Below are 19,022 nucleotides of genomic sequence, written 5' to 3' on the forward strand. Positions count from 1 at the left end.
ACCCGATACTCCGAGGGTGTCCCGCTGGTGGACCTTGCCCTTGCAGCGGCTCGGCTTGAGCTTCGCGTGCGCCCCCCTTCGGCTGGACGCCGTAGAGCAGCCAGTTCGCGCAACGTTCAGTGCACGGGGTTAGCTGGAGTTCCTGCAACAGCCGGTCCAGGTGCGCCCGCTGCCGACCGCTGGTGATCTTGTGAACGTCGCCGGTGTGCTTGGTGATGTACTTCGTGACGTACCGGATAGTCCGCTCGGCGTCCTCGGTGCCGGGCATGACGCCGCGTGCGTCGACCTGGGAGCCGAAGCGCACCACGTGCACCGGTTCGGCGTCCGGGTCGTCGTCGATTGCGTCGAGTGCTTCCGACCAAGTGGTCAGCGGCGCGCGGGTGTCCGGGTCGACCCACGCCGCTGCCTGCTCGTCCCAGACCGGGAGCCGGTCGAGGGTGTACCGCTGCACGTCGACCGAGGGCCACCACACCTGGTGATAGGTCGCCGCCGCCACCGTCCGCAGCACGTCACGCGGGATGGTGCCCCGAATGGCGAAGTGAGCGTGTGGGGCGAGACGGCGTTGCGGCTCGACAGAGCCCGCGTACTGGACGTTCCAGCCCTCGCAGCGGCGCAGGTTCTGCCAGAACCGGTCCAGCAGTCGGGGGAAGTGCACGGCATCCCAGGCCGCGCGGCGGTAGTCGTACCGGTCGGGGTTAAGCGGGGTGCCGTCCGGGCGGACCGGGCCGTACGAGTCGAGGGTGAGCGTCAGCCACATCGACGGCCGGTAGATCGAGCCGTCCGGCGCGGTGTACGTCTTCCCGACCGTGCGGCGCTCGACCTTGCGCCGAGGCAGGTCCGGGGCATCCTGCCGTCGCCGGGTGGAGCGCTTGCGGCGCCGGCCGTTGTCCTCGTCGTCCTGGTCCTCGTCGCCGGTCGTGTGCGGCGGCGCGACCCGTCCTCGGAGCCCTTCGGCGGTGATCGCGTCTTCCACCTCGCGGATCGCCTCGTCGAGGTCGGTGGCCTGGTCCCACTGGCTCGCGCGGGACGCCTCGTCGCGGGAGAACTCCAGGTGCCCGCGCAGCAGGACGAGCGCCTTCTGTTCCTCGGTCGCCGGCTCCGGCGGCGGCAACGGTTCGTCGTCGCGGTGCCAGCCCTCCCGGATCTGCGCCTGCCGCAGCCGGCGATTCTTCTTCGCGTACGGGGCGCACTTGTCCTCACGGGTCGCCCCACAGGGCAGGTCGATGACCTCGGTCAGCCCGGTGTTCAGGTCTGTGCGGCGCATGGCGAGCGGACGGACACAGACGCCGTACTCGGCGGCGATCTCCTTGAGCACGTCGACCGAGCGGGGCAGCGCCATACGAGCCGCCCGCGACCCCGGCCGAGGTGCAACCGGGGTCGGGGCGGTTCGAGGCCGGGCAGGGTCGGAGCGGTCATCGGTTCACCGCGACCGGGCAGTGAAAGCAGTGGTGACGGTTGCGGGTGGATCGGTACTGTGCGGGCTCACGACCGACGGGGGCAGCGGAGTCAAGATGAGCAGCAGCGCGGGTACGACGGTGTTGTGGCGCCCGACCGGGCCGCAGGAGTTGGAGCTTGTCCACGCCTCGGGATGGCGAAAGTGGCCGCCCCGTCTGCCCGATCAGCCGATCTTCTACCCCGTGCTGAATGAGGACTACGCGATCAAGATCGCCCGGGACTGGAATGTGCCCGCCTCTGGCGTCGGGTACGTAACCCGCTTCCACGTCGAGACGGAATTTCTCAGCCGCTACCCCGTCCGCCAGGTCGGCGGCGACACGATCCTTGAGCTGTGGGTACCCGCCGAGGAATTGGACGAGTTCAACACACACATCGTCGGTGAGATAGAGGTCGTCCACGAGTTCCGGTAGCCGGTGAACGGCCCCGACGGCGCTCATCGAATGATCCCGACGACGTGCGGCCGGTCGGACGGGACGACGGCGCGCGGAGGCACTAACGCCGGAGCGATAGACGGCGTCGGCTCTGCCGAGCGGACCGGTTCGACGTCGACGGGTTCCTCGTACTGGTACGCGGTCGGCTGGTCGGGCTCGTCGGCCGGCGGGGTGGCCGGAGCGTTGGACAGGACGACCTTGACCAGTGCGAGGAACGCCAGTGACGGCACCGCGGCCACGGTCCAGCCCCACACCGATGGTTCTGCCTCCGCAACCTGGGCCGCGAGGGACAGCAGCGCGAACGCCACCAGGAGCGACCCGACCAGGCCGACCGGGCGACCGGCATGTTGGCCGAGCGTACGCGGACCCGGAGCGGATGAAGCCCAATCCGGCACCGATCCTGCAAGCAATACAGGCAATAGGCGAGTCGCAGAGCCGAGGTGTACTGGTCGGCGACTCACTCACGGACATCGGAGGGGCGCGGGCGGCTGGGGTGCGAGTGATCGGGTGCGCGAACCGTTTCAGCCAAGGTTGAAAGTTTCCGGTCGGCCGGAGCCGATGTAGTCGTCACAGCATGCGGGAAAGTCGCCGACGCGCTAGTCAACCGGCTCAGCATCTGACGTTGTCCTTTTCTTGGGTGATCTAGGTTCGATCATTGTGTGAAGAAGCGTGGCCACACCAAGCGCACAAGTGACGCCTTCTTGAACCGAGGTGAAGAGGCCCAGAAAAATTCCTGCACATGCGCCTGCAGCCAAGATCGATAGGATTCGCAGTGTCATTGGCTTCCTTCCGTAGCGCCATCACAAGAAGCGTGGAGGGCGACGGGAGCGGCGTTAGCCAGTTCTCCGGTGACGTGTGCGGTCGTGGACAAGCGCGCCATGCCTGCTCACCACCCCCTCGAAGATTCACAGCCGTCAGGATTAGCCGTAACGCTCTACGATGTGCCAGTGCCTGGTAACGACCGTGGATGCCAGATGTGCGGCTCTCCGCTCCCTGAGCGAAGCAGGAGAGACAGGAAGTACTGCTCCGGCCGTTGCCGACAGCGCTGGCATTACAACAAATGGCGGTTTGGCGGCATTGATCGTGATGTGTACGTTATGCAACAAAACATGCGGTATAGCCTAGTTTGGTCGGCCGCTCGACGCCTGGAAGAGCCAATTTCGCCAGCTGATATTGCGCTCGAAATCAGACGTGAATTCCGCATGCCGTTTCAGGTAGAGCGGCTACCCAAACTGTGCGCCCGGCTGGGATGCGGGGTGCCGGTAAATCCGAACTCTCGGAATGACCGCGCCTTTTGTTCCAACGCCTGCCGACAGCGCGCTTATCGCCACGCTCGCCGAAGCGGTTCCGCAAACTGAGCCGTGAACGATTGACGCTTCCTGCGACGGCAGCGACCAGGGCAAACGTGTTCACACTTTCTTTACTTGGTCAAGCGCGGGCCTGGCGGCCGGTCACGCCCCGCCACACACGAGGCAGTGCGGGGAGGCCATAGACACGGCTACGAGGCCAAGCCAGGCCGGCACGACGAGGTGCGTCGGGCTCGGGATCGCTGAGCGCATTTCCGGTTTCGTCTGTGGCTCAGTTGTGAAGACCGAGAGGCGTGGTCACCCGGTTGCCGACTCGCGGTAGCCGCTAACTCTGGCAGGGGTGCCACCACGGCCGATCTTGGCCTGTGGAGAATTCCCGCCGCTTGCCGCCTGCTTGCCGCAGGAGGTAGCCGACCAGGCCGCGCGGGGGATCCTTCTTCCGCAACCAAGTTCCTCGGCGACCATGGCATCCAGGTCGAACGTGCCAGTGGGACCGCTCTTGGGCGTCGAGAGGTAGAAGCCGCCGAAGCGCTCCGGCGAGTGCCGCAACTGCTGGACAAGGGTTGAACCTTATGGGTGCGCCGAATAGTCGTTCAAGTCTCCGGCACTCTGGCGCATTTGCGGAGGTACGGATTGCTGCATGACCCGAAGATCTATCACGCGCGGGCGGTCAGTGTGCCAACTAACTTTCGACAGGTTCGACGGAGTCAGGTCACGTGTAGATCCAATGACAACGTTCAGCGGTAGATGCACTTCTTGCAGGTCCTCGAAGGCACCTACGGCTGCTAATCTAACTCGCTCAGTTGTTGGATTTAGCCGATGCACATCAGAATCTGATCCCGGTTTATTGGAAGGGGGGCGATCATAGACAATTAGGAACACCGTGGGAATGAAGTATCTCTGAAGATCTTTTTTGGCGGCTCGCTGCGCCCGCAGCGACCAAGAAATGGCTTCATCGAGGCGAAGACGTGCGGAACTGGGTGAGCTAACCGTTCGGATGTCTACGAGGAGGTCGGGGATCCGTTTATTTGGCGATGTAATGGCGGCATCGGCAAAGGTGTTACCGATCTTAATGTCGGGCACAATGTCGACCATGCCGCCATACGTGAGCCTGAAGGCCTTCATGACCGCTGCCTCCGTTAGCTTCGCGTTTAGCTGGGCAGATGACACAGTCACCCGTGTAGGCCGCAGCTTCGGCTCATACGGCTCTGCGATGTCGCCTGGGCCAGCCTCTTGGGTAGCCTGATTTTTCCCTGACTCTTCACTAAGGACTTCCGATGTCGCCTTATCCTCGCGGACTGAGTCAGCAACATCAGGTGGCTCTTGATGTTCACGGAGCAAAATCAGCGTTTCTTGGTAAGTCTTTTCACGCTCTGTTTCGAGCTTGGCCACTTCGGCAACTTCTCGGCTGTCGGTCCGATTTTGTTGCTTCTTCCACCTTACCGCCCCCAAACGATGAGGCCTAGGCCGACCAGGATTAAGAAAGTCGATATGTATGGCCAAGTATGCAATAGGAATGCGACCTGCCCCTGCTGCATCTTTGTAGCTTTTTGCCCCTCCGGGGTCATTTCGATTAACTGCTTCTGAGTTACCTTAAAAACGGATTGACTCCGAAGGAGAACGACGGGGAGGCCCGCGCCGACCCCGCACGAGAGCCCTCCGACGCTCACAAGAAACTTGTGGAAGTCGGTGTACTGAAGCGTCGGAAGCACCTATCGAGAGTAAGGGGCATCCACAATGGCTTCAACAGGCGACACGCAGCACGCGGCTGCGTGTCAGCAATGTGATGGGTTGTCGGGAGGGCGATGAGACCGGTCCTGCAAGCCGACCAAGCCCTCGTCGGCATAACGACAGCCACCCGTGCATGCTCTGCCGCGACACTCCGACCTTCCATGCCACCTCCACAATCTGATCGCCAGCAGGACCGCCATCACCGCTGCTCCACGTCGGCATTTCCACCAGTGTCAATCTCGGCTCCCAGATCGAGTGCTACCGCAACAACACGCGATCAAGAAGCCAACCGGTGATCATGTCAAGCATCAGGTGGGAAGCGAGTGTGAAGCATCAGCCGTGACGGGACATCCGTGAGCAGTGTTGCTACTGCCGATTTCCTCTGTTCTGGATCAAGGCACCGCGCTGCGCGCGGTGCGGGGCGGCGAGCCCGGCCGGCGGCAAGCCGCCCCGGCCGCCTACGGCGCCGGGGCGGTGAGCCACCGACAGCCGCCGGGAGACCGCCCCAACCCGGAGTAGGAGCCAGCTCCAAGCCAGGCCGTGCCGGAAGCCTTCGTGGCCACTCTGCGCGGGTGGTCGGGGCTTCCGCCTGCCGCGCCAGTCCAACCCCAGGACTGGCTTGCCACCGGGTCACCGGGTCACCGGGAGCACGTCAGGAGGCACCCCGGCCCGATCGCGCTCCGCAGCCGTACCCTCGTGGTCGTCGAGGAGGTTGCCGGGTGACCATTTCGTGGAGCGCCACGTCTCCGACGTCAGGGAAGTTCGCTCCGGTGGAGCGGTCGGACTTCGCCGGCCTCATCGAGCGGTTCAACGAACTGCGTGCCCAGGGGCGCGGCTACCTCGAAGTACGGGTCAGCGCCGCGTTCCCTGTGCTGACACTCGGGTTCGCGGGTTCTGCGGCGGTCGTCCATCTCTTGACGGACGAGGATGCCGTGTCCCTCCTGGCCGCCGGTGAGCCTGCGGACGCAGATGCGGAAGTGGTGGTGCTGGACGACCTGGTCGACTTCACCGCGTACTTCGTTCTCAACCTTGAACGCGCCTGGCAGGTTGTCGAAGAGTTCGTCCGCACGGGTGATACTCGTCGGGCAGGAGAGTGGCACGAGTTGTAGTGATGGCTATGGCGGATTGCTCCCCGGCGTTGCCACAGCGGCCAAGCTGGTACGGGGCTTGCTGAGCCGGCGCTCAGGGCGTCTCCAGGGCGTCAGGGCGTCGTCAGGGCGTCAAACGCCGCCCAACGTTGACCAAGAACGACCATCGGCACCCGGACATAGAACCAGCTCAGAGCCTTGATCACGGCTCTGAGCTGGTGGGCGACGGACGAGTCGACCTGTACGCCGGATTCTGTGCCCGGCGCGTACCCCGAGGGGTTTGCGCCGGCGGCGGCCATCCATCTCGGCCTGCCGTTGCCGACAGGCTCTAGCGGCCTACCCGCAGACATCGGGCGGGCAGCCCTCAAGCGTCTGCGCCGGGTCGTCATCTTGCGGTGACGGCCCTTGCTTGGCCTTGCTCCGGGTGGGGTTTACCGAGCCACCCCGGTCACCCGGGGTGCTGGTGGGCTCTTACCCCACCGTTTCACCCTTACCGTCCCCGCTGGGGTCGGCGGTCTGTTTTCTGTGGCACTGTCCCGCGGGTCGCCCCGGGTTGCCGTTAACAACCACCCTGCCCTGTGGAGTCCGGACGTTCCTCGGCGGCGGGCCGAAACCCGCCGACGCGGCCGCCCGGTCGACTCGTCCGTCGCGCTTTCATCCTAACGACGAGCGTGCTGCCGGTATTGCCGCCCCGCCTGGGCAAGATCGCCCAGCTCATGACGGTCCGCCGAATCCGCCTCGCGGGGTGACGGCTAGCCTCGTGGGGCTATGGATCTCTCCCACGCCGCGCTGCTGCTCGCCGCCGGTCTCGCCGCTGGCACTGTCAACGCGGTGGCCGGCGGGGGTTCGCTGATCACCTTTCCGGCGATGATCGCGGTCGGGTTGCCGCCGGTGCCGGCGAACGTCAGCAACTCCGTCGCGGTGTTCCCCGGGTATCTGGCCAGTGTGGCGGGCAGCCGGCAGGACCTGCCGCGTCCGCGTGCGCTGGCCACGCTGGTGCCCACCACCATCGCGGGCACGATCGTCGGGGCGTTGCTGTTGCTGGCCACTCCGGCCCGCGCGTTCGAGTTGGTCGTACCGTTTCTGGTCCTCGGCGCGACGGCGGTCCTGGCCTTCCAGGATCCGCTGCGCCGGCTGGTCGGTCACCCCCGGGACATGTCGCCACGCCAGCGGACGGTAGCGGTGCAGACGATGGTCGCGCTGGGGGCGGTGTACGGCGGGTACTTCGGTGCGGCGCTCGGGGTGATGCTGGTGGCCGGACTGGCCCTGGTGCTGGACGCGACCCTGGCCCGGGTGAGCGCGATCAAGAATCTGCTCTCCGCGCTGGTGGGGTGCACCACGCTCGTGGTATTCGCCCTGTTCGGCCCGTTGAACTGGGCGGCCGTCGCGGTGGTCGCGCCGGCCACCCTGATTGGCGGGTACGCGGGTGCCCGGCTGGTCCGTCGGCTGCCGCCGGTGGTGCTCAAGACGGTGATCGTGGTGTTCGGTACGACGATCGGTCTTTACCTGCTCTGGCGCGCCCTGCGCTGAGCGGTACCCCCAACACCCCCGACACCCCCGCGCCCCGCGCGGCCGGTGCGCCCGGCGCCCCGGCCAAGATCCGCGCAACTTCAGGGGAGGTGCTGCCTCAATCGGCGGCGAGGCAGCAGTTTCCCCGAAACTGTCCGGATCTTGGCCGGTGAAGTCGCGGACCGGCGGGGCGGCGGGGCGGCGGGGCGGCGGGGCGGCGGGGCGGCGGGGCGGCGGGGCGGCGGGGCGGCGGGGCGGCGGGGCGGCGGGGCGGCGGTCAGTAGGCCTCACCGACCGGCTCCTCGGGGGTGTTCTCGGCACTGGCGGCACTGCGGTTCCAGCGGGACCAGAGCACCCGCTCGCCGTAGCCGGCGGCCATCACGTGCGCGAAGGCCAGGTAGACGAGCACGCCGACGGCGAGCACCCCGAAGCCCACCCAGAACGGCAGCGACAGCGACTGCTCGGCGAGCTTGCCGGAGATGATCGGTGCCGGTGCGGCGGCACCCCAGCGGACCAGGTTGAACGCGCCGGTGGCGACGCGCCGGTCGGTGGAACCGAGGCCGAGCGCCAGGTCGGTGAGGTTGGCGTTGGCCAGCCCCATGCAGAGCCCGGCGAGCACCAGGACCACGAGCGACTCGGCGGTGCTGCTGGAGGTGGCGAAGAGGACCATGCAGACCAGCAGCCCAACGATGGCCACGCCGACGGTCTGCACCGCGCCGATGCGGTGGGCCAGCCGGTGACCGATGACCAGGATGCCGGTGGCCAGGCCGAGACCCCATCCGGTGAACGCGAGCCCCAGCGGGATGATGTCCAGGCCGAGGAAGAGCGGCGTGTAGCCGAGCACCACGAAGAACACGAAGTTGTACGCGGCGGTGACCGCGCAGAGTGCGATGAAGGCCGGCCGGCGGTAGGTGCTGAAGATCTGGCCGAGGCGTACCGGGGCCTGCCGGTTGGTGGGTTCGCGGAGTTTGCGGGAGGCCACGCCGAGGGCGAGGACCATGAAGACGCCGCAGACGAAGAACGGCAGCCGCCAGCTGATCTCGCCGAGCAGGCCACCGATCAGTGGTCCGACGGCGAAGCCGAGGCCGAGGGCGGTTTCGAAGAGGCCGACCACCCATTCCCGGTCGATGGCCAGGTTGACCAGCACCACCATGGCGGTGGCGAAGAACATCGCGTTGCCCAGCCCCCAGACGCCGCGCAGCACGGAGAGCTGCACGATGTTGTCGCTGAACGAGGCGAGGATGGCGGCGAGGCCGACCACGGAGACGCCGGTGATGAGCACCGGTTTGAAGCCGAACCGGCCGCTGGCCAGCGTCGCCGGGATCATGCCGAGGGCCATGACCGCGATGTACGCGGTGAACAGCAGTTCGACCTGCCAGGCGGTGACGCCGATCGCGTCGCCGATGGCGGGCAGGATCGGGTCGACGACGGCGATGCCGGCGATGGCGAGGAAGGCCACCAGGGTGGTGGCGTAGATGGCACTGCGGTTCGGTTCGGAACGCCGATCCACTCCGACTCCTCAGATAGCTGTATCGTACAGGTACTTATTCTGTATCATACAGCTATGAGCGACGACAGTGACGAGAGCACCCTCGGCCAGATCGAGACCGAGGTCGCCCTGCTGATGCGCTTCGGCGAGGCCACAAGGCGGGCCACCGGCACCGCCGAGCACCGGGTGCTGGACCGCGCGGCGTACGTGATCCTGCGCCACCTCGCCGACGCCGGCCCGCAGAACGTCTCGGCGCTCGCCGCCCGGCTCAACCTGGACGGCTCCACGGTCACCCGTCAGGTGTCAGCGCTGCAGCGCGACGGCCTGATCACCCGTACCCCGGACCCGTCCGACGGTCGCGGCACCGTCATCTCCCCCACCCCGGCCGGTCTGCAGCGGATGGCCGCCGTCCAGGCCGCCCGCACCCGGCTCTACGGCGACATGCTGGCCGACTGGAGCGCCGAGGACCGCGCCACCCTCGCCGCCCTTTTGGGCCGCCTCAACCAGGCCCTGATAAACCGCAACCGCCCCCGCTGACCGACCCGCGACACCTCTGCCACCGGAAGATCGCGCAAGATCCTGGTTGTAGTGGCATTCCGCGCGGTCCGACACCACGACAACAATGATCGAGCACGATCTTGACAGCCGAACAGCGCCACGTCGCCGGCCCGGCGCGGCAGTCCCCGCCACCCCTGTTAGTCGCCGGCCCGGCCCGGCAGCCCTCGCTGACCCCGCCCTTGCTCGCTGCCCATGTTGACGGATGCCTGATTCGTTTGCGACATCAGCTCTAAAGCATCTGAAGGCACCTCACGGCCCCGCGACAACGCCGTCCACAGCGACGACCCGAGACGACCGACCCCGGCGACCAGCTCCAGACGACCAGCCTGGGCACAGATACGCCCGGGCACCGACCGGCGTCGGCACCCGGGCGTATCAGCGGTCAGGCGACCGGCTCGCGGGCCGAGTCGGCGTCGCGCTCGGTACCCGGGGTGACCCGAGGGTCGCCCTCGTCGGCGAAGTAGTCGTCCGGCTCGGTGCCGTCGGCCCCGTCTTCGACCTTCGCGGCCCGCAGCGCCAGCGTCAGCAGCGCCGCCACGGCCAGGTTCACCGCCACCGCCACGATGCCCACGTAGATCGTCTTGGTGGTGTCGAACCCGAACTCCGACAGCGGGAACGCCGAGCCGCCGAAGTGCTTCCGGGTCGGGCTGGCCACCTGGTAGAGCATCCACATGCCCAACCCCATGCCGACCGCCCAGCCGACGATCAGGCCGGTGCGGTGGAACCAGCGGGTGTAGAGGCCCAGGGCCACCGCCGGCAGCGTCTGCAGGATGATCACGCCGCCGATCAGCTGGAGGTCGATGGAGAACTGCGGATCGAGGAACACGATGCAGGCCACCGCGCCGACCTTCACCACCAGTGAGGTGATCTTCGAGACGTTCGCCTCCTGGGCCGGAGAGGCGTCCCGCTTCAGGTACTCCTTGTAGATGTTGCGGGTGAACAGGTTCGCCGCCGCGATCGACATGATCGCCGCGGGCACCAGCGCGCCGATGCCGATCGCCGCGTACGCGACACCGGCGAACCAGTCCGGGAACTGCTGGTCGAAGAGCAGCGGCACGACGGTGTTGCTGTCGACAGTGCCCTCCTTGGCACCGGGCAGCGGCTTCACACCGGCCGCGATGGCCATGTAGCCGAGCAGCGCGATCAACCCGAGCAGCAGGCTGTACGCGGGCAACGCCGACATGTTCCGCTTGATCACGTCGCGGTTCCGGCTGGCCAGCACACCGGTGATGCTGTGCGGATAGAGGAAGAGCGCCAACGCCGAGCCGAACGCCAACGTCACGTACTGAAGCTGGTTGTTGCCGTTGAGCAGGATGCCGTCGTTCGGGTTGGGCGAGGCGTCGAATTTCGCGTCCGCGGCGGCGAAGATGTCACCCCAGCCACCCAGCTTGTACGGCAGGTAGACGACCGCCACCAGGATCACGATGTAGATCAGGCTGTCCTTGACGAACGCGATCAGCGCCGGCGCGCGCAACCCCGACTGGTACGTGTAGGCGGCCAGGATGGCGAACGCGATGATGATCGGCAGGTGCCGGGCCAGCGCGTTGTCGCCGGTGACGCCCATCGTCTTGAGCACCGCCTCGATGCCGACCAGTTGCAACGCGATGTACGGCATGGTGGCGACGATGCCGGTGATCGCGATCAGCAGCGCCAGCACCGGCGAGTCGAACCGGTTGCGGACGAAGTCGGCCGGCGTGACGAACCCGTGCCGGTGCGACACCGACCAGAGCCGCACCAGCACCAGGAAGACCAGCGGGTAGATGACGATGGTGTACGGCACGGCGAAGAACCCGGCCGCACCGGCGCCGAACATCAACGCCGGCACCGCCACGAAGGTGTACGCGGTGTAGAGGTCACCGCCGACCAGGAACCAGGTGATCCAGCCGCCGAAGCTGCGCCCACCCAACCCCCACTCGTCCAGGTGCGCCATGTCCTTCGGTGCCCGCCACCGGGCGGCCACGAAGCCCATCACGCTCACCAGCAGGAAGAGGAACGTGAAGACGATGATCTCGGTGAGATGGTCCCGCCACATCAGGAGTCACCCCGCTTCTTTGTCATCTGGTAGACCAACGTGGTGGTGCCGACGCCGAGCAGGATGAAGGCCAGTTGCAGCCAGTAGAAACGCGGGAAGCCGAAGACCCGGGGCGAGTCGCCATTGAAGAAGACCGGGACCAGCGGCACCACGATGGGGATGAACAGCAACCAGTTCCAGGGGCTGTGGTCCTTCGCCCTGGTCGGCGCCGTGGTGGTGGGCGCCTCCGGTTCGGGTGCAGCCATCTGACACACCTCCGGGGAGTCGTGGATCTCGATGTAACGGCCGGAGGCTACGGCTTTGTGGCGTCCGTCACGTGACCCGTCAGGTGCGTCGTGCGCCGAGCGGCGAGTGCGGTGCGCCGAGTGACACCCTGCGGGCACGGGACAGCGCGGACCGTGCCTGCCTACTAGCCTGATGGCGACCAGGGGTTGCGGGGTGATTACCGTGTCGCGGTACGAAGTCGAGGCCATGCGGGCGTTGGGCACGTCCTTCAGCACGTACGCCGACGAGCTGGACCAGCAGACCAACTTGGCACTGTCCGGGTTGGAGATGCCGTCGGCGGCGTTCCCCCTGTTCGCGTTGTCCGCCGTCGACGACTACGAACGGTCCCTCTCCGCCGTGGGCGCGGTGACGGCCACCCTGCGCGAGACGTTCGAGGCGATCGGCACGGCGTTGCACCGGGTCGCCGGGCACTACGACCAGTTGGAGGCCGACCAGGCCGACGGCTTCCGGTCCCCGTACAACTGACCGGCCGTGCACGACCGACCGGCCCCGCACGACTGATCGGCCCCGCACGACCGAGAGGAGCACGAGGTGTCCGGCTGGGACGAGGGATCGTGGACCGATCCGGACAGCGACGCCTTCGACACGTTCCTGATGCGCGGTCTCGTGGTGGCCGCGACGGGCGCGTTGATCGTCGCCCTCGAACCGTCCGGGTCGGGGATGGCCGCGGCGTCGCTGACCGCCCTGCTGGTGATGCCGAACGTGGTCGACCCGGAGCCGTGGTTCGGCAACTCGGGCACCTGGGGCGAGCTGAAGAACACCTACGACAGCATGCACGCGCAGTTGCTCAGCCAGATCGAGAAGGTGAACGGCTACTGGGACGATTCGGCTGCCCGCCAGTTCCACGCGTTCGCCACCGGCGACCTGTTGCCCGCCCTGGATCGGCTGACCCAGACCTGCGCGCTGATGGATTCGTACTGCGCGCAAATGGCCGTGGGGGTCAGCACCACGCTGGTGGCCTTCCTGGTCGGCACGGCCGCGGCCATCGGTGGTGCGATCGCGGCCAACGCCTCCGGTCCGGTGTCGCCCGCGGTCAAGGTGGCGATCTTCGTCGCCTGGGCGGGCTTCGCGGTCGCTGTCATCGGCCTCCTGGTGGGTTTCGCGTTGCTGGTGTGGCAGTCGGCGAAGAGCCTCGGCGACGCGAACGACGCGCTCGCCAACAAGTTCGCCGACCAGGCCGGGAAGATCGACACCCGCAGCGTCCAGCTGCCCGAGTCGTTGAAGATCGAGATCGGTGATCCGAGCAGGTGGGAGACGCGGTGACGGGGGATGCGGAGGCGCTCGCGGCGGCGGCGCGGGAGGCCCAGCGGCAGGGCTACACGGAGGCGTCGCTGCGACAGGTGCAGAGCCGGGTGAACGAGCTCAACGAACGGGTGGCGTCGCTGCGGGAGGAGACCGTGTCCGCCAGCGACGGGACGGGCACGGTGACCGTCCGGGTGAGCGGCGACGGGGAGGTCGCCGAGGTGTACCTCAGCCCACAGGCCATTCGGGACCTCGACGCGGACGCTCTCGGCAACGCCTGCGTGGAGGCGGTCCGCGAAGCCCAGACGCGACTCGCCGCAGTGCTCGGCGAGCGACTTCGGGAGATCACCGGAAACGACGGGGTGGACCAGTCGGTCAGCCTGCGGCAGGCCCTGGACGAGTTCCGCGACGCGGCGAGGAGGGCCAGCTGATGCAGCGACCCGATCTGGGCGCGTTGACCCGGCAGATGAACGCGCTCATCACCGCGACTGTGGAGTTCGCCGAGCAGGCCGCCGACCGGCGGCACGTGGTCTCGTCGCCCGACGGGGAAGTGACAGTCGAGATGTCCGGCAACCGGGAGCTGCTCACCGTCCGGATCGACCCCCGCGCCCGTCGTACGGTCGACAACCTGACTCTCGGTGACCTGGTCGCCGAGACCATTCGGGCGGCCGGCCGCGAGGTCGACCAGGCCCGGCAGGCACTGCTGGATTCGTTGCCGATCGGCGACGAACGGGTCGGCGACGTGCTGCGCGACCCGCAGCGCCTGCTGCGGCACGGGCCGGGCGCGGAGGCAGCGGAGTGAGCCGCCGACCCCGGTCCCCGCGGGCCAACAGCGCGATCCTGCTGGTCTGGTTCGTCGCGGTGACCCTGCTGCTGGGTGGGCTCGCGCTCGACGGCGAGATGCCCGGCCTGATCCGGCTCGCGCTGGCGCTGCTCTGGGCCGGTCTCGCCCTGCCCACGCTCTACCTGCTGCGGTGGCTGCACCGCAGAGGCACCTCCGGGCAACCCGCCCGGCCGGGGCAGGACCGGACGAGCCGATGAGCCCCGACCGCCGCTGATCAGAGCGCGGCGAGGTGGGCGGTGTCGTTGACCGTCCGCACGGCCACGCCGCCGTCGGGCCACATGTCGAGCACCGAGATGCCGGCCGCGTCCAGGAAGAGCCGGTGCAGGAAACCGTCGCCGGCCGCGAGGGCGTCGCGCAGCACCAGCTTGATCGGCGAGACGTGCGAGACGACCACCACCGTCTCACCGGGGTACGCGGTGAGCAGTCCGGCGATGACCCGGTTGGCGCGTTCGGCGACGTGGGTGAACGACTCCCCGCCCGGCGGCGCGATCCGGGGTGAGGCGAGCCAGGCGTCCATCTCCCCCGGCCACTGCTCGCGCACCTCGGCGAAGGTGCGCCCTTCCCACTGGCCGAAGTCGCACTCGATCAGGTCGTCCTCGGTGCGGACCGGCACGTCGCCGAGCGCCCCGGCGATCGCCGCCGCGGTGGCCGTACACCGGGACAACGGTGAGCTGAGCACGGCCGCGGCGGACGGGGCCAGCTCCGCCACCCGGGCACCGGTGGCGCGGATCTGGGCCCGGCCACGCTCGGAGAGCGGCACGTCGCCGCGCCCGGAGTAGCGTCGCTGCTCCGTGTACGGGGTTTCGCCGTGCCGGACCAGGATCAGGCGGGTGGCGGTGAAGGTGGGCCGTGGCTCCCAGGAGGCCGGCGCGGTCGCCGGGTCACTGCCGGTGGCCGGCTGGCCGGCGGCCGGCGCGGGACGGCCCACGGTGTCAGCCGGCGCGGGACGGCCGGTGGTCGCGGTGGCCGGTGGGCGGCCGGCGGCGGCGTCCATGGCGGCGTTGGCGAGGGCGTCGGCGTGCCGGTTCTGCTCGCGCGGGATCCAGCTGAACCGGACCGCGCTGAACCGGCCCACCAGCGCGGCGGCCTGGGCGGCGAGGGGCCGCAGGCCGGGGTGCTTGATCTGCCACCGGCCGCACATCTGCTCGACCACCAGCTTGGAGTCCATCCGGACGTCCACCTCGGCGGCGCCCAGCTCGGCGGCGGCGGTCAACCCGGCGATCAGGCCCTGGTACTCGGCGACGTTGTTGGTGGCCGTGCCGAGCGACTCGGAGCGCTCGGCGAGCACCTCGCCGGTCTCCGGGTCGCGGACCACCGCGCCGTAGCCGGCGGGGCCGGGGTTGCCCCGGGACCCGCCGTCGGCCTCGACGGAGACCACGCGCGGCGCCACGACCTACAGGCCCGACTCGTTGGTGCGGACCATGATCCGTCGGCAGTCCTCGCAGCGGACCACGTCGTCGGGGGCGGCCTTGCGGATCCGGGCCAGGTCGGCACCGGACAGCTCCAGGCGGCACCCACCGCAGCGGCCCGCGGTGAGCAGCGCGGCACCCAGTCCGGTGTCCTCGCGGATCTTGTCGTAGAGGTTGACCAGCTCGGCCGGGAGGTCGGCGGCGAGCGGCTGACGGGCGCCCCGCTTGAACTCCTCCTCCTTGGCGATCTCAGCCAGCGCCTCGTCGCGGCGCTGCTCGGTAGCGGCCCGCTTCTCCCGGGTCTCGGCCAGCCGCTGCTCCACGCCGTCCAGTACGCCCTGCGCGGTTTCCCGCTGCTCCATCAGCTCCAGCTCGGCGTCCTCCAGGTCGCCCTGGCGGCGCTTCAACGAGACCAGTTCGTGCTGGAGCGCCTCCAGCTCGCGGGCCGGGCCGGTGCCGGCGGCCAGTCGGTTCTCGTCCTTCTCCTTGCGGGCCCGGACCTGGTCGACGTCCTTCTCCAACCGGGCGATGTCCCGGTCCAGGTCGTCCACCGCCACCTGGGCGCGGACTCTCTCGTCCTCCATCGACGACAGCTCACGGGCCAGCGCCTCCAGCTCGGCGCGCTCGGGCAGCGAACGCCGGCGGTGGGCGAGCTGGGCGAGGTTGGTGTCGATCGCCTGGAGGTCGAGCAGGCGGCGCTGCACCTGAGGGTCAGCCTTCACGGTCGGGCTCCTTGTCGTCCACAGCGGGTGCGGCGGCGTGCACGGTCCACGGGTCGGTGTCCAGGTCGGACACCAGCGTCTCGACGTCCAGCGCCTCCCGGAGGAAGGCGGCCAGGTCGTCCAGCCACGGTCGTTCGGTCGCCCAGTGGGCGGCGTCGATCAGGGCGGGACCATCGGCGGCGAGGTGCTCGCCGGCCGGGTGGTGCCGCAGGTCGGCGGTGAGGAACGCGTCCACCCCGGCGGCGGTCGCGGCGCCGAGGAAGCTGTCCCCCGACCCGCCGCTGACGGCGAGGGTACGAACCATACGCCCGGGATCCCCCGCCGCGCGAACTCCCCAGGACGTGACGGGAAGCACCGCGGCGGCGTGCCGGGTCAGTTCGACGAGGGTCATCGGCTCGGGTAGTTCGCCGATCCGGCCGAATCCGCGGTCGTCGCCGTGGGCGGGCGAGCCGGGCGCGGGCCGCTGAAGTGGCCGTGGATTGGTGAGCCCGAAGCGGGCAGCGAGGGCGTCGGAGACGCCTGGGGAGGCGACGTCGGCGTTGGTGTGCGCCGTGTAGAGCGCCACCCCGGCCCGGATCAACCGGTGGATGATCCGCCCCTTGAAGGTCGTCGCGGCGACCGACGACACCCCCCGCAGCAGCAGCGGGTGATGCGAGACGATCATGTCCGCGTCGGCGGCGAGCGCCTCGTCGACCGTCTCGGGCACCACGTCGACCACGCAGAGCACCCGGCGGACCGGGGCGGCCGGCTCGCCGAGAACCAGGCCCACCCGGTCCCACTCCTCCGCCCAGACCGGCGGAAATCGCCGTTCCAGCTCGGCCACCACGTCGCCGACAGTCGGGGCGGATCCGCTTGTGCTCACGGCGGGCCAGCTTACCGGCGTGGCGGCCACCGGGCGGTGACACCCGGCCCGGCCGCGTCGGGCGGACGCGCTAGGCGGCGGTCCAGGAGACGGTCTGCAGCGCGGCCAGCGGCATCGCCCAGGGGAAGGCGTGCATGTGCTGTTCCCCCGTCCCGGGCGGATGCAGCGCGATCACGTCGTCGCCGAAGAGCACGGTGACGCCCCACTCGGCCAACCGGGCCACCCCGGCCCGAAACGCCGGGTGACAGGCCATCGCCGCGTTGGTGTACGGCACTGCCACGATGGGGACGCCCTTGCCCTGGGCCTCGACCAGCAGCCCGAGGGCCAGGGTGTCGGTGATCCCGGCCGCCCACTTGTTGACGGTGTTGACGGTGGCCGGGCAGACGATCATGGCGTCGGCGGGCGGCAGCACGTCCGGGTCGCCGGGATTCTTGTAGTGCGTCCGCACCGGATGGCCGGTCTGCCGAATCAGGGCCGACTGGTCGACGAACTTTGCGCCGTCCGGCGTGGTGATCACACAGACGTCCCAACCGTCCTGTTGGGCGAGGTCGACCAGCCGACCGACGTGCCGTGCCAGCGGCGAACCGCAGGCGATGACGTAGAGCACCTCGCGGTGCCCGCTGTTGCGCGTTGTACCGGCCATCAGACCGGCTCCGCGCTCATACCCCTACTCCCATGTGCTCAGCCAACTCCGCTACCGGAGAAGGCGGCGCACCACGTGTGCGACGGAGGATGTCGGACATCACCTCGTGCGCGATCGGCCGGCAGCGGATCTCCGACGGGGCGAGCCGGTCACCGAGCAGCAGCATCTCGCCGGCGTTCGCCACGTCACCTATCTGGGCGTAGCCACGGGCGATGTCGAGCAGGTGATGGGCACGGCGCTCGGGCAGCAGCGCGTTGAAGGACGGCTCCGCGATGCGCAACTGGTGGACCTCCACGGCCCGCCCGCCGTCGCCCAGCTCCACCGCGGCGGCGGCCCGGTGCAGTTCGACGTTGGTCGGGCCGAACGACGTCCAGTAGTGGTTGTGGTCCCCGCCGAGCAGGTTGGCCGCCTCCTGCGCGCAGTTGATCAGGTCGTCGACGCTGGCCGAGTCGCCGATGCGGGACGCGGCCATCGCGCCCTGCAACAGCAGCATCCCGTAGACGGAGAGGCGGGCCGGGGAGACCTCGTTGCTCCCACCCGGTGCCAGCCGGTTGGCGATCTGGACGTTCAGCTCCAGCGCGGGACGGGCCCGCCCCATCGCGACCAGGGCGTTGCACACCCGCGTGGTGGCGATCCCGGCCAGCAGGGGGTCGTCGGCCCGCTGGGCCACCGCCATCGACCGGTCGGCGGCCAACCAGGCGAGCTCGCACTCGCCGAGCTTGCGCAGCACCGAGGAGGCGATCTGGTAGACCTGGCCCAGCAGGTGGGCCGCCTCGGCGGCCTGCTCACCGCCGTACGCGGCGTCGGCCGCCTGGGCGTCGCGCAGCAGCTTGGGCAGCGCCCGGGTGAGCATTCCGTAGCGGCCGTACTGGTAGGTGAGCCAGGCGTGGTTGACGGCCTTGCGCATGTCGTCCATCGGCGGCGGGAACGGCGCCGCGTCGAAGTACGCGCTCATCGAGTCGTAGCGTTCCAGCGCCGCCCGGATCTCCTGCACCTCGACCTGGTCGATGCAGTTGAGGGCGTCGGCGCGGCGCTCCGGATCCTTGCCCATCAGCAGCTGGACGTCCATCTGGAGGATGTCGGCGATCTCGTAGAGGACGGAGAACTTGTCCAGCCGGCGGACGCCGCGTTCGACCTTGTCCACCCAGCTCTTGGACTTGCCCAGCCGGTCCGCGAAGACCTGTTGGGACATCTTGCGTCGCCCCCGCCAGTAGGCCACTCGCCGTCCTATGGGTAGCTCGTCCATCTCCCCATCCTCCCCTGCCACCGACGACCAATCGAGTCGGGGCGATGTCCGCGGGTGCGGCGACTGCTTTTCACTTTCAGATTTTGGCTGGTCGCACAGGATGTACGTCAGCCGTACAGCTGGCCCTCGTACTTTTCGTGCAAGTTGCACGAGCCGTTCGTCAACCTCA

General features: G+C 68.7%; 19 protein-coding genes, 1 other RNA gene and 2 pseudogenes. 10 read left to right on the top strand and 12 right to left on the bottom strand.

Annotated features, from left to right (window positions below; genetic code table 11):
- Window positions 1-1,416, bottom strand: a pseudogene (locus tag QSK15_RS18410) (replication initiator); the annotation flags it as partial.
- Between the two features lie 95 nt (window positions 1,417-1,511).
- Between QSK15_RS18410 and QSK15_RS18415 the strand changes: the two are divergent.
- Window positions 1,512-1,865: a hypothetical protein gene (locus tag QSK15_RS18415; protein WP_285795402.1), complete on the top strand. Its 354-nt coding sequence runs from the start codon at window positions 1,512-1,514 to the stop codon at window positions 1,863-1,865.
- Between the two features lie 23 nt (window positions 1,866-1,888).
- Here QSK15_RS18415 and QSK15_RS18420 read toward each other — a convergent pair whose 3' ends face one another.
- Window positions 1,889-2,194 (bottom strand): hypothetical protein, encoded by a 306-nt coding sequence (locus QSK15_RS18420; RefSeq protein WP_285795667.1) that lies wholly within the window; start codon window positions 2,192-2,194, stop codon window positions 1,889-1,891.
- 38 nt (window positions 2,195-2,232) lie between these two features.
- Between QSK15_RS18420 and QSK15_RS18425 the strand changes: the two are divergent.
- Window positions 2,233-2,506, top strand: a pseudogene (locus QSK15_RS18425) (HAD family hydrolase); the annotation flags it as partial.
- Between the two features lie 1,257 nt (window positions 2,507-3,763).
- Here the strand turns inward: QSK15_RS18425 and QSK15_RS18430 are convergent.
- Entirely contained in the window at window positions 3,764-4,585 is an 822-nt protein-coding gene (locus QSK15_RS18430; RefSeq protein ID WP_285795403.1) for a hypothetical protein, read from the bottom strand.
- 1,058 nt (window positions 4,586-5,643) lie between these two features.
- Here QSK15_RS18430 and QSK15_RS18435 point away from each other — a divergent pair.
- Entirely contained in the window at window positions 5,644-6,033 is a 390-nt protein-coding gene (locus tag QSK15_RS18435; protein ID WP_285795404.1) for a hypothetical protein, read from the top strand.
- A 205-nt stretch (window positions 6,034-6,238) separates the two neighbouring features.
- Here the strand turns inward: QSK15_RS18435 and rnpB are convergent.
- An RNA gene (gene rnpB / locus QSK15_RS18440) (RNase P RNA component class A) lies at window positions 6,239-6,654 on the bottom strand.
- A gap of 126 nt (window positions 6,655-6,780) precedes the next feature.
- On the opposite strand from rnpB, the gene QSK15_RS18445 reads away from it, so the two are divergent.
- The gene (locus tag QSK15_RS18445) at window positions 6,781-7,542 is read left to right on the top strand and encodes a sulfite exporter TauE/SafE family protein (protein WP_285795405.1); all 762 of its coding nucleotides are present in this window, start codon (window positions 6,781-6,783) and stop codon (window positions 7,540-7,542) included.
- Between the two features lie 256 nt (window positions 7,543-7,798).
- On the opposite strand, the gene QSK15_RS18450 is transcribed toward QSK15_RS18445, so the two are convergent.
- On the bottom strand, window positions 7,799-9,031 hold the full coding sequence (locus QSK15_RS18450; RefSeq protein ID WP_285795406.1) for an MFS transporter: 1,233 nt from the start codon (window positions 9,029-9,031) through the stop codon (window positions 7,799-7,801).
- A 54-nt stretch (window positions 9,032-9,085) separates the two neighbouring features.
- On the opposite strand from QSK15_RS18450, the gene QSK15_RS18455 reads away from it, so the two are divergent.
- On the top strand, window positions 9,086-9,547 hold the full coding sequence (locus QSK15_RS18455) for a MarR family winged helix-turn-helix transcriptional regulator (RefSeq protein WP_210859848.1): 462 nt from the start codon (window positions 9,086-9,088) through the stop codon (window positions 9,545-9,547).
- A 403-nt stretch (window positions 9,548-9,950) separates the two neighbouring features.
- Here the strand turns inward: QSK15_RS18455 and mctP are convergent, their stop codons facing one another.
- Together mctP and QSK15_RS18465 are read right to left on the bottom strand one after the other, a co-directional pair.
- Window positions 9,951-11,600: a monocarboxylate uptake permease MctP gene (mctP, locus tag QSK15_RS18460; RefSeq protein WP_285795407.1), complete on the bottom strand. Its 1,650-nt coding sequence runs from the start codon at window positions 11,598-11,600 to the stop codon at window positions 9,951-9,953.
- Window positions 11,600-11,845: a DUF3311 domain-containing protein gene (locus tag QSK15_RS18465; RefSeq protein WP_285795408.1), complete on the bottom strand. Its 246-nt coding sequence runs from the start codon at window positions 11,843-11,845 to the stop codon at window positions 11,600-11,602. The genes mctP and QSK15_RS18465 overlap by 1 nt, the downstream gene beginning before the upstream one ends.
- Window positions 11,846-12,047: 202 nt before the next feature.
- Here QSK15_RS18465 and QSK15_RS18470 point away from each other — a divergent pair, with 202 nt between their 5' ends.
- The 5 genes from QSK15_RS18470 (at window position 12,048) to QSK15_RS18490 (ending at window position 14,168) form a co-directional block, all read left to right on the top strand.
- Window positions 12,048-12,350: a hypothetical protein gene (locus QSK15_RS18470; protein ID WP_285795409.1), complete on the top strand. Its 303-nt coding sequence runs from the start codon at window positions 12,048-12,050 to the stop codon at window positions 12,348-12,350.
- A gap of 66 nt (window positions 12,351-12,416) precedes the next feature.
- Window positions 12,417-13,148 carry a hypothetical protein gene (locus QSK15_RS18475; protein WP_285795410.1) on the top strand — a complete coding sequence of 244 codons (732 nt, stop codon included), beginning with the start codon at window positions 12,417-12,419 and terminating at the stop codon, window positions 13,146-13,148.
- Window positions 13,145-13,558 (top strand): YbaB/EbfC family nucleoid-associated protein, encoded by a 414-nt coding sequence (locus QSK15_RS18480; RefSeq protein WP_285795411.1) that lies wholly within the window; start codon window positions 13,145-13,147, stop codon window positions 13,556-13,558. Before QSK15_RS18475 ends, QSK15_RS18480 begins: the two co-directional genes overlap by 4 nt.
- Complete coding sequence (locus QSK15_RS18485; protein WP_285795412.1) at window positions 13,558-13,929, top strand: YbaB/EbfC family nucleoid-associated protein; 372 nt, start codon at window positions 13,558-13,560, stop codon at window positions 13,927-13,929. The genes QSK15_RS18480 and QSK15_RS18485 overlap by 1 nt, the downstream gene beginning before the upstream one ends.
- Window positions 13,926-14,168: a hypothetical protein gene (locus QSK15_RS18490; protein WP_285795413.1), complete on the top strand. Its 243-nt coding sequence runs from the start codon at window positions 13,926-13,928 to the stop codon at window positions 14,166-14,168. Before QSK15_RS18485 ends, QSK15_RS18490 begins: the two co-directional genes overlap by 4 nt.
- A gap of 17 nt (window positions 14,169-14,185) precedes the next feature.
- Here QSK15_RS18490 and QSK15_RS18495 read toward each other — a convergent pair whose 3' ends face one another.
- The 5 genes from QSK15_RS18495 to QSK15_RS18515 form a co-directional block, all read right to left on the bottom strand.
- Window positions 14,186-15,361, bottom strand: a complete 1,176-nt coding sequence (locus QSK15_RS18495; protein ID WP_285795414.1) for a bifunctional RNase H/acid phosphatase — start codon at window positions 15,359-15,361, stop codon at window positions 14,186-14,188.
- Between the two features lie 3 nt (window positions 15,362-15,364).
- Window positions 15,365-16,102: a zinc ribbon domain-containing protein gene (locus tag QSK15_RS18500; protein ID WP_285795415.1), complete on the bottom strand. Its 738-nt coding sequence runs from the start codon at window positions 16,100-16,102 to the stop codon at window positions 15,365-15,367.
- Window positions 16,092-16,928: a Nif3-like dinuclear metal center hexameric protein gene (locus QSK15_RS18505; protein ID WP_502889630.1), complete on the bottom strand. Its 837-nt coding sequence runs from the start codon at window positions 16,926-16,928 to the stop codon at window positions 16,092-16,094. Before QSK15_RS18505 ends, QSK15_RS18500 begins: the two co-directional genes overlap by 11 nt.
- 106 nt (window positions 16,929-17,034) lie before the next feature.
- Complete coding sequence (locus tag QSK15_RS18510; RefSeq protein ID WP_030330214.1) at window positions 17,035-17,607, bottom strand: flavoprotein; 573 nt, start codon at window positions 17,605-17,607, stop codon at window positions 17,035-17,037.
- Window positions 17,608-17,623: 16 nt separating this feature from the next.
- Window positions 17,624-18,853, bottom strand: a complete 1,230-nt coding sequence (locus QSK15_RS18515; RefSeq protein WP_279519045.1) for a helix-turn-helix domain-containing protein — start codon at window positions 18,851-18,853, stop codon at window positions 17,624-17,626.
- Window positions 18,854-19,022: the final 169 nt, after the last annotated feature.

It is taken from the genome of Micromonospora sp. NBRC 107095 (genome assembly GCF_030269705.1).
GTDB lineage: Bacteria > Actinomycetota > Actinomycetes > Mycobacteriales > Micromonosporaceae > Micromonospora > Micromonospora parva.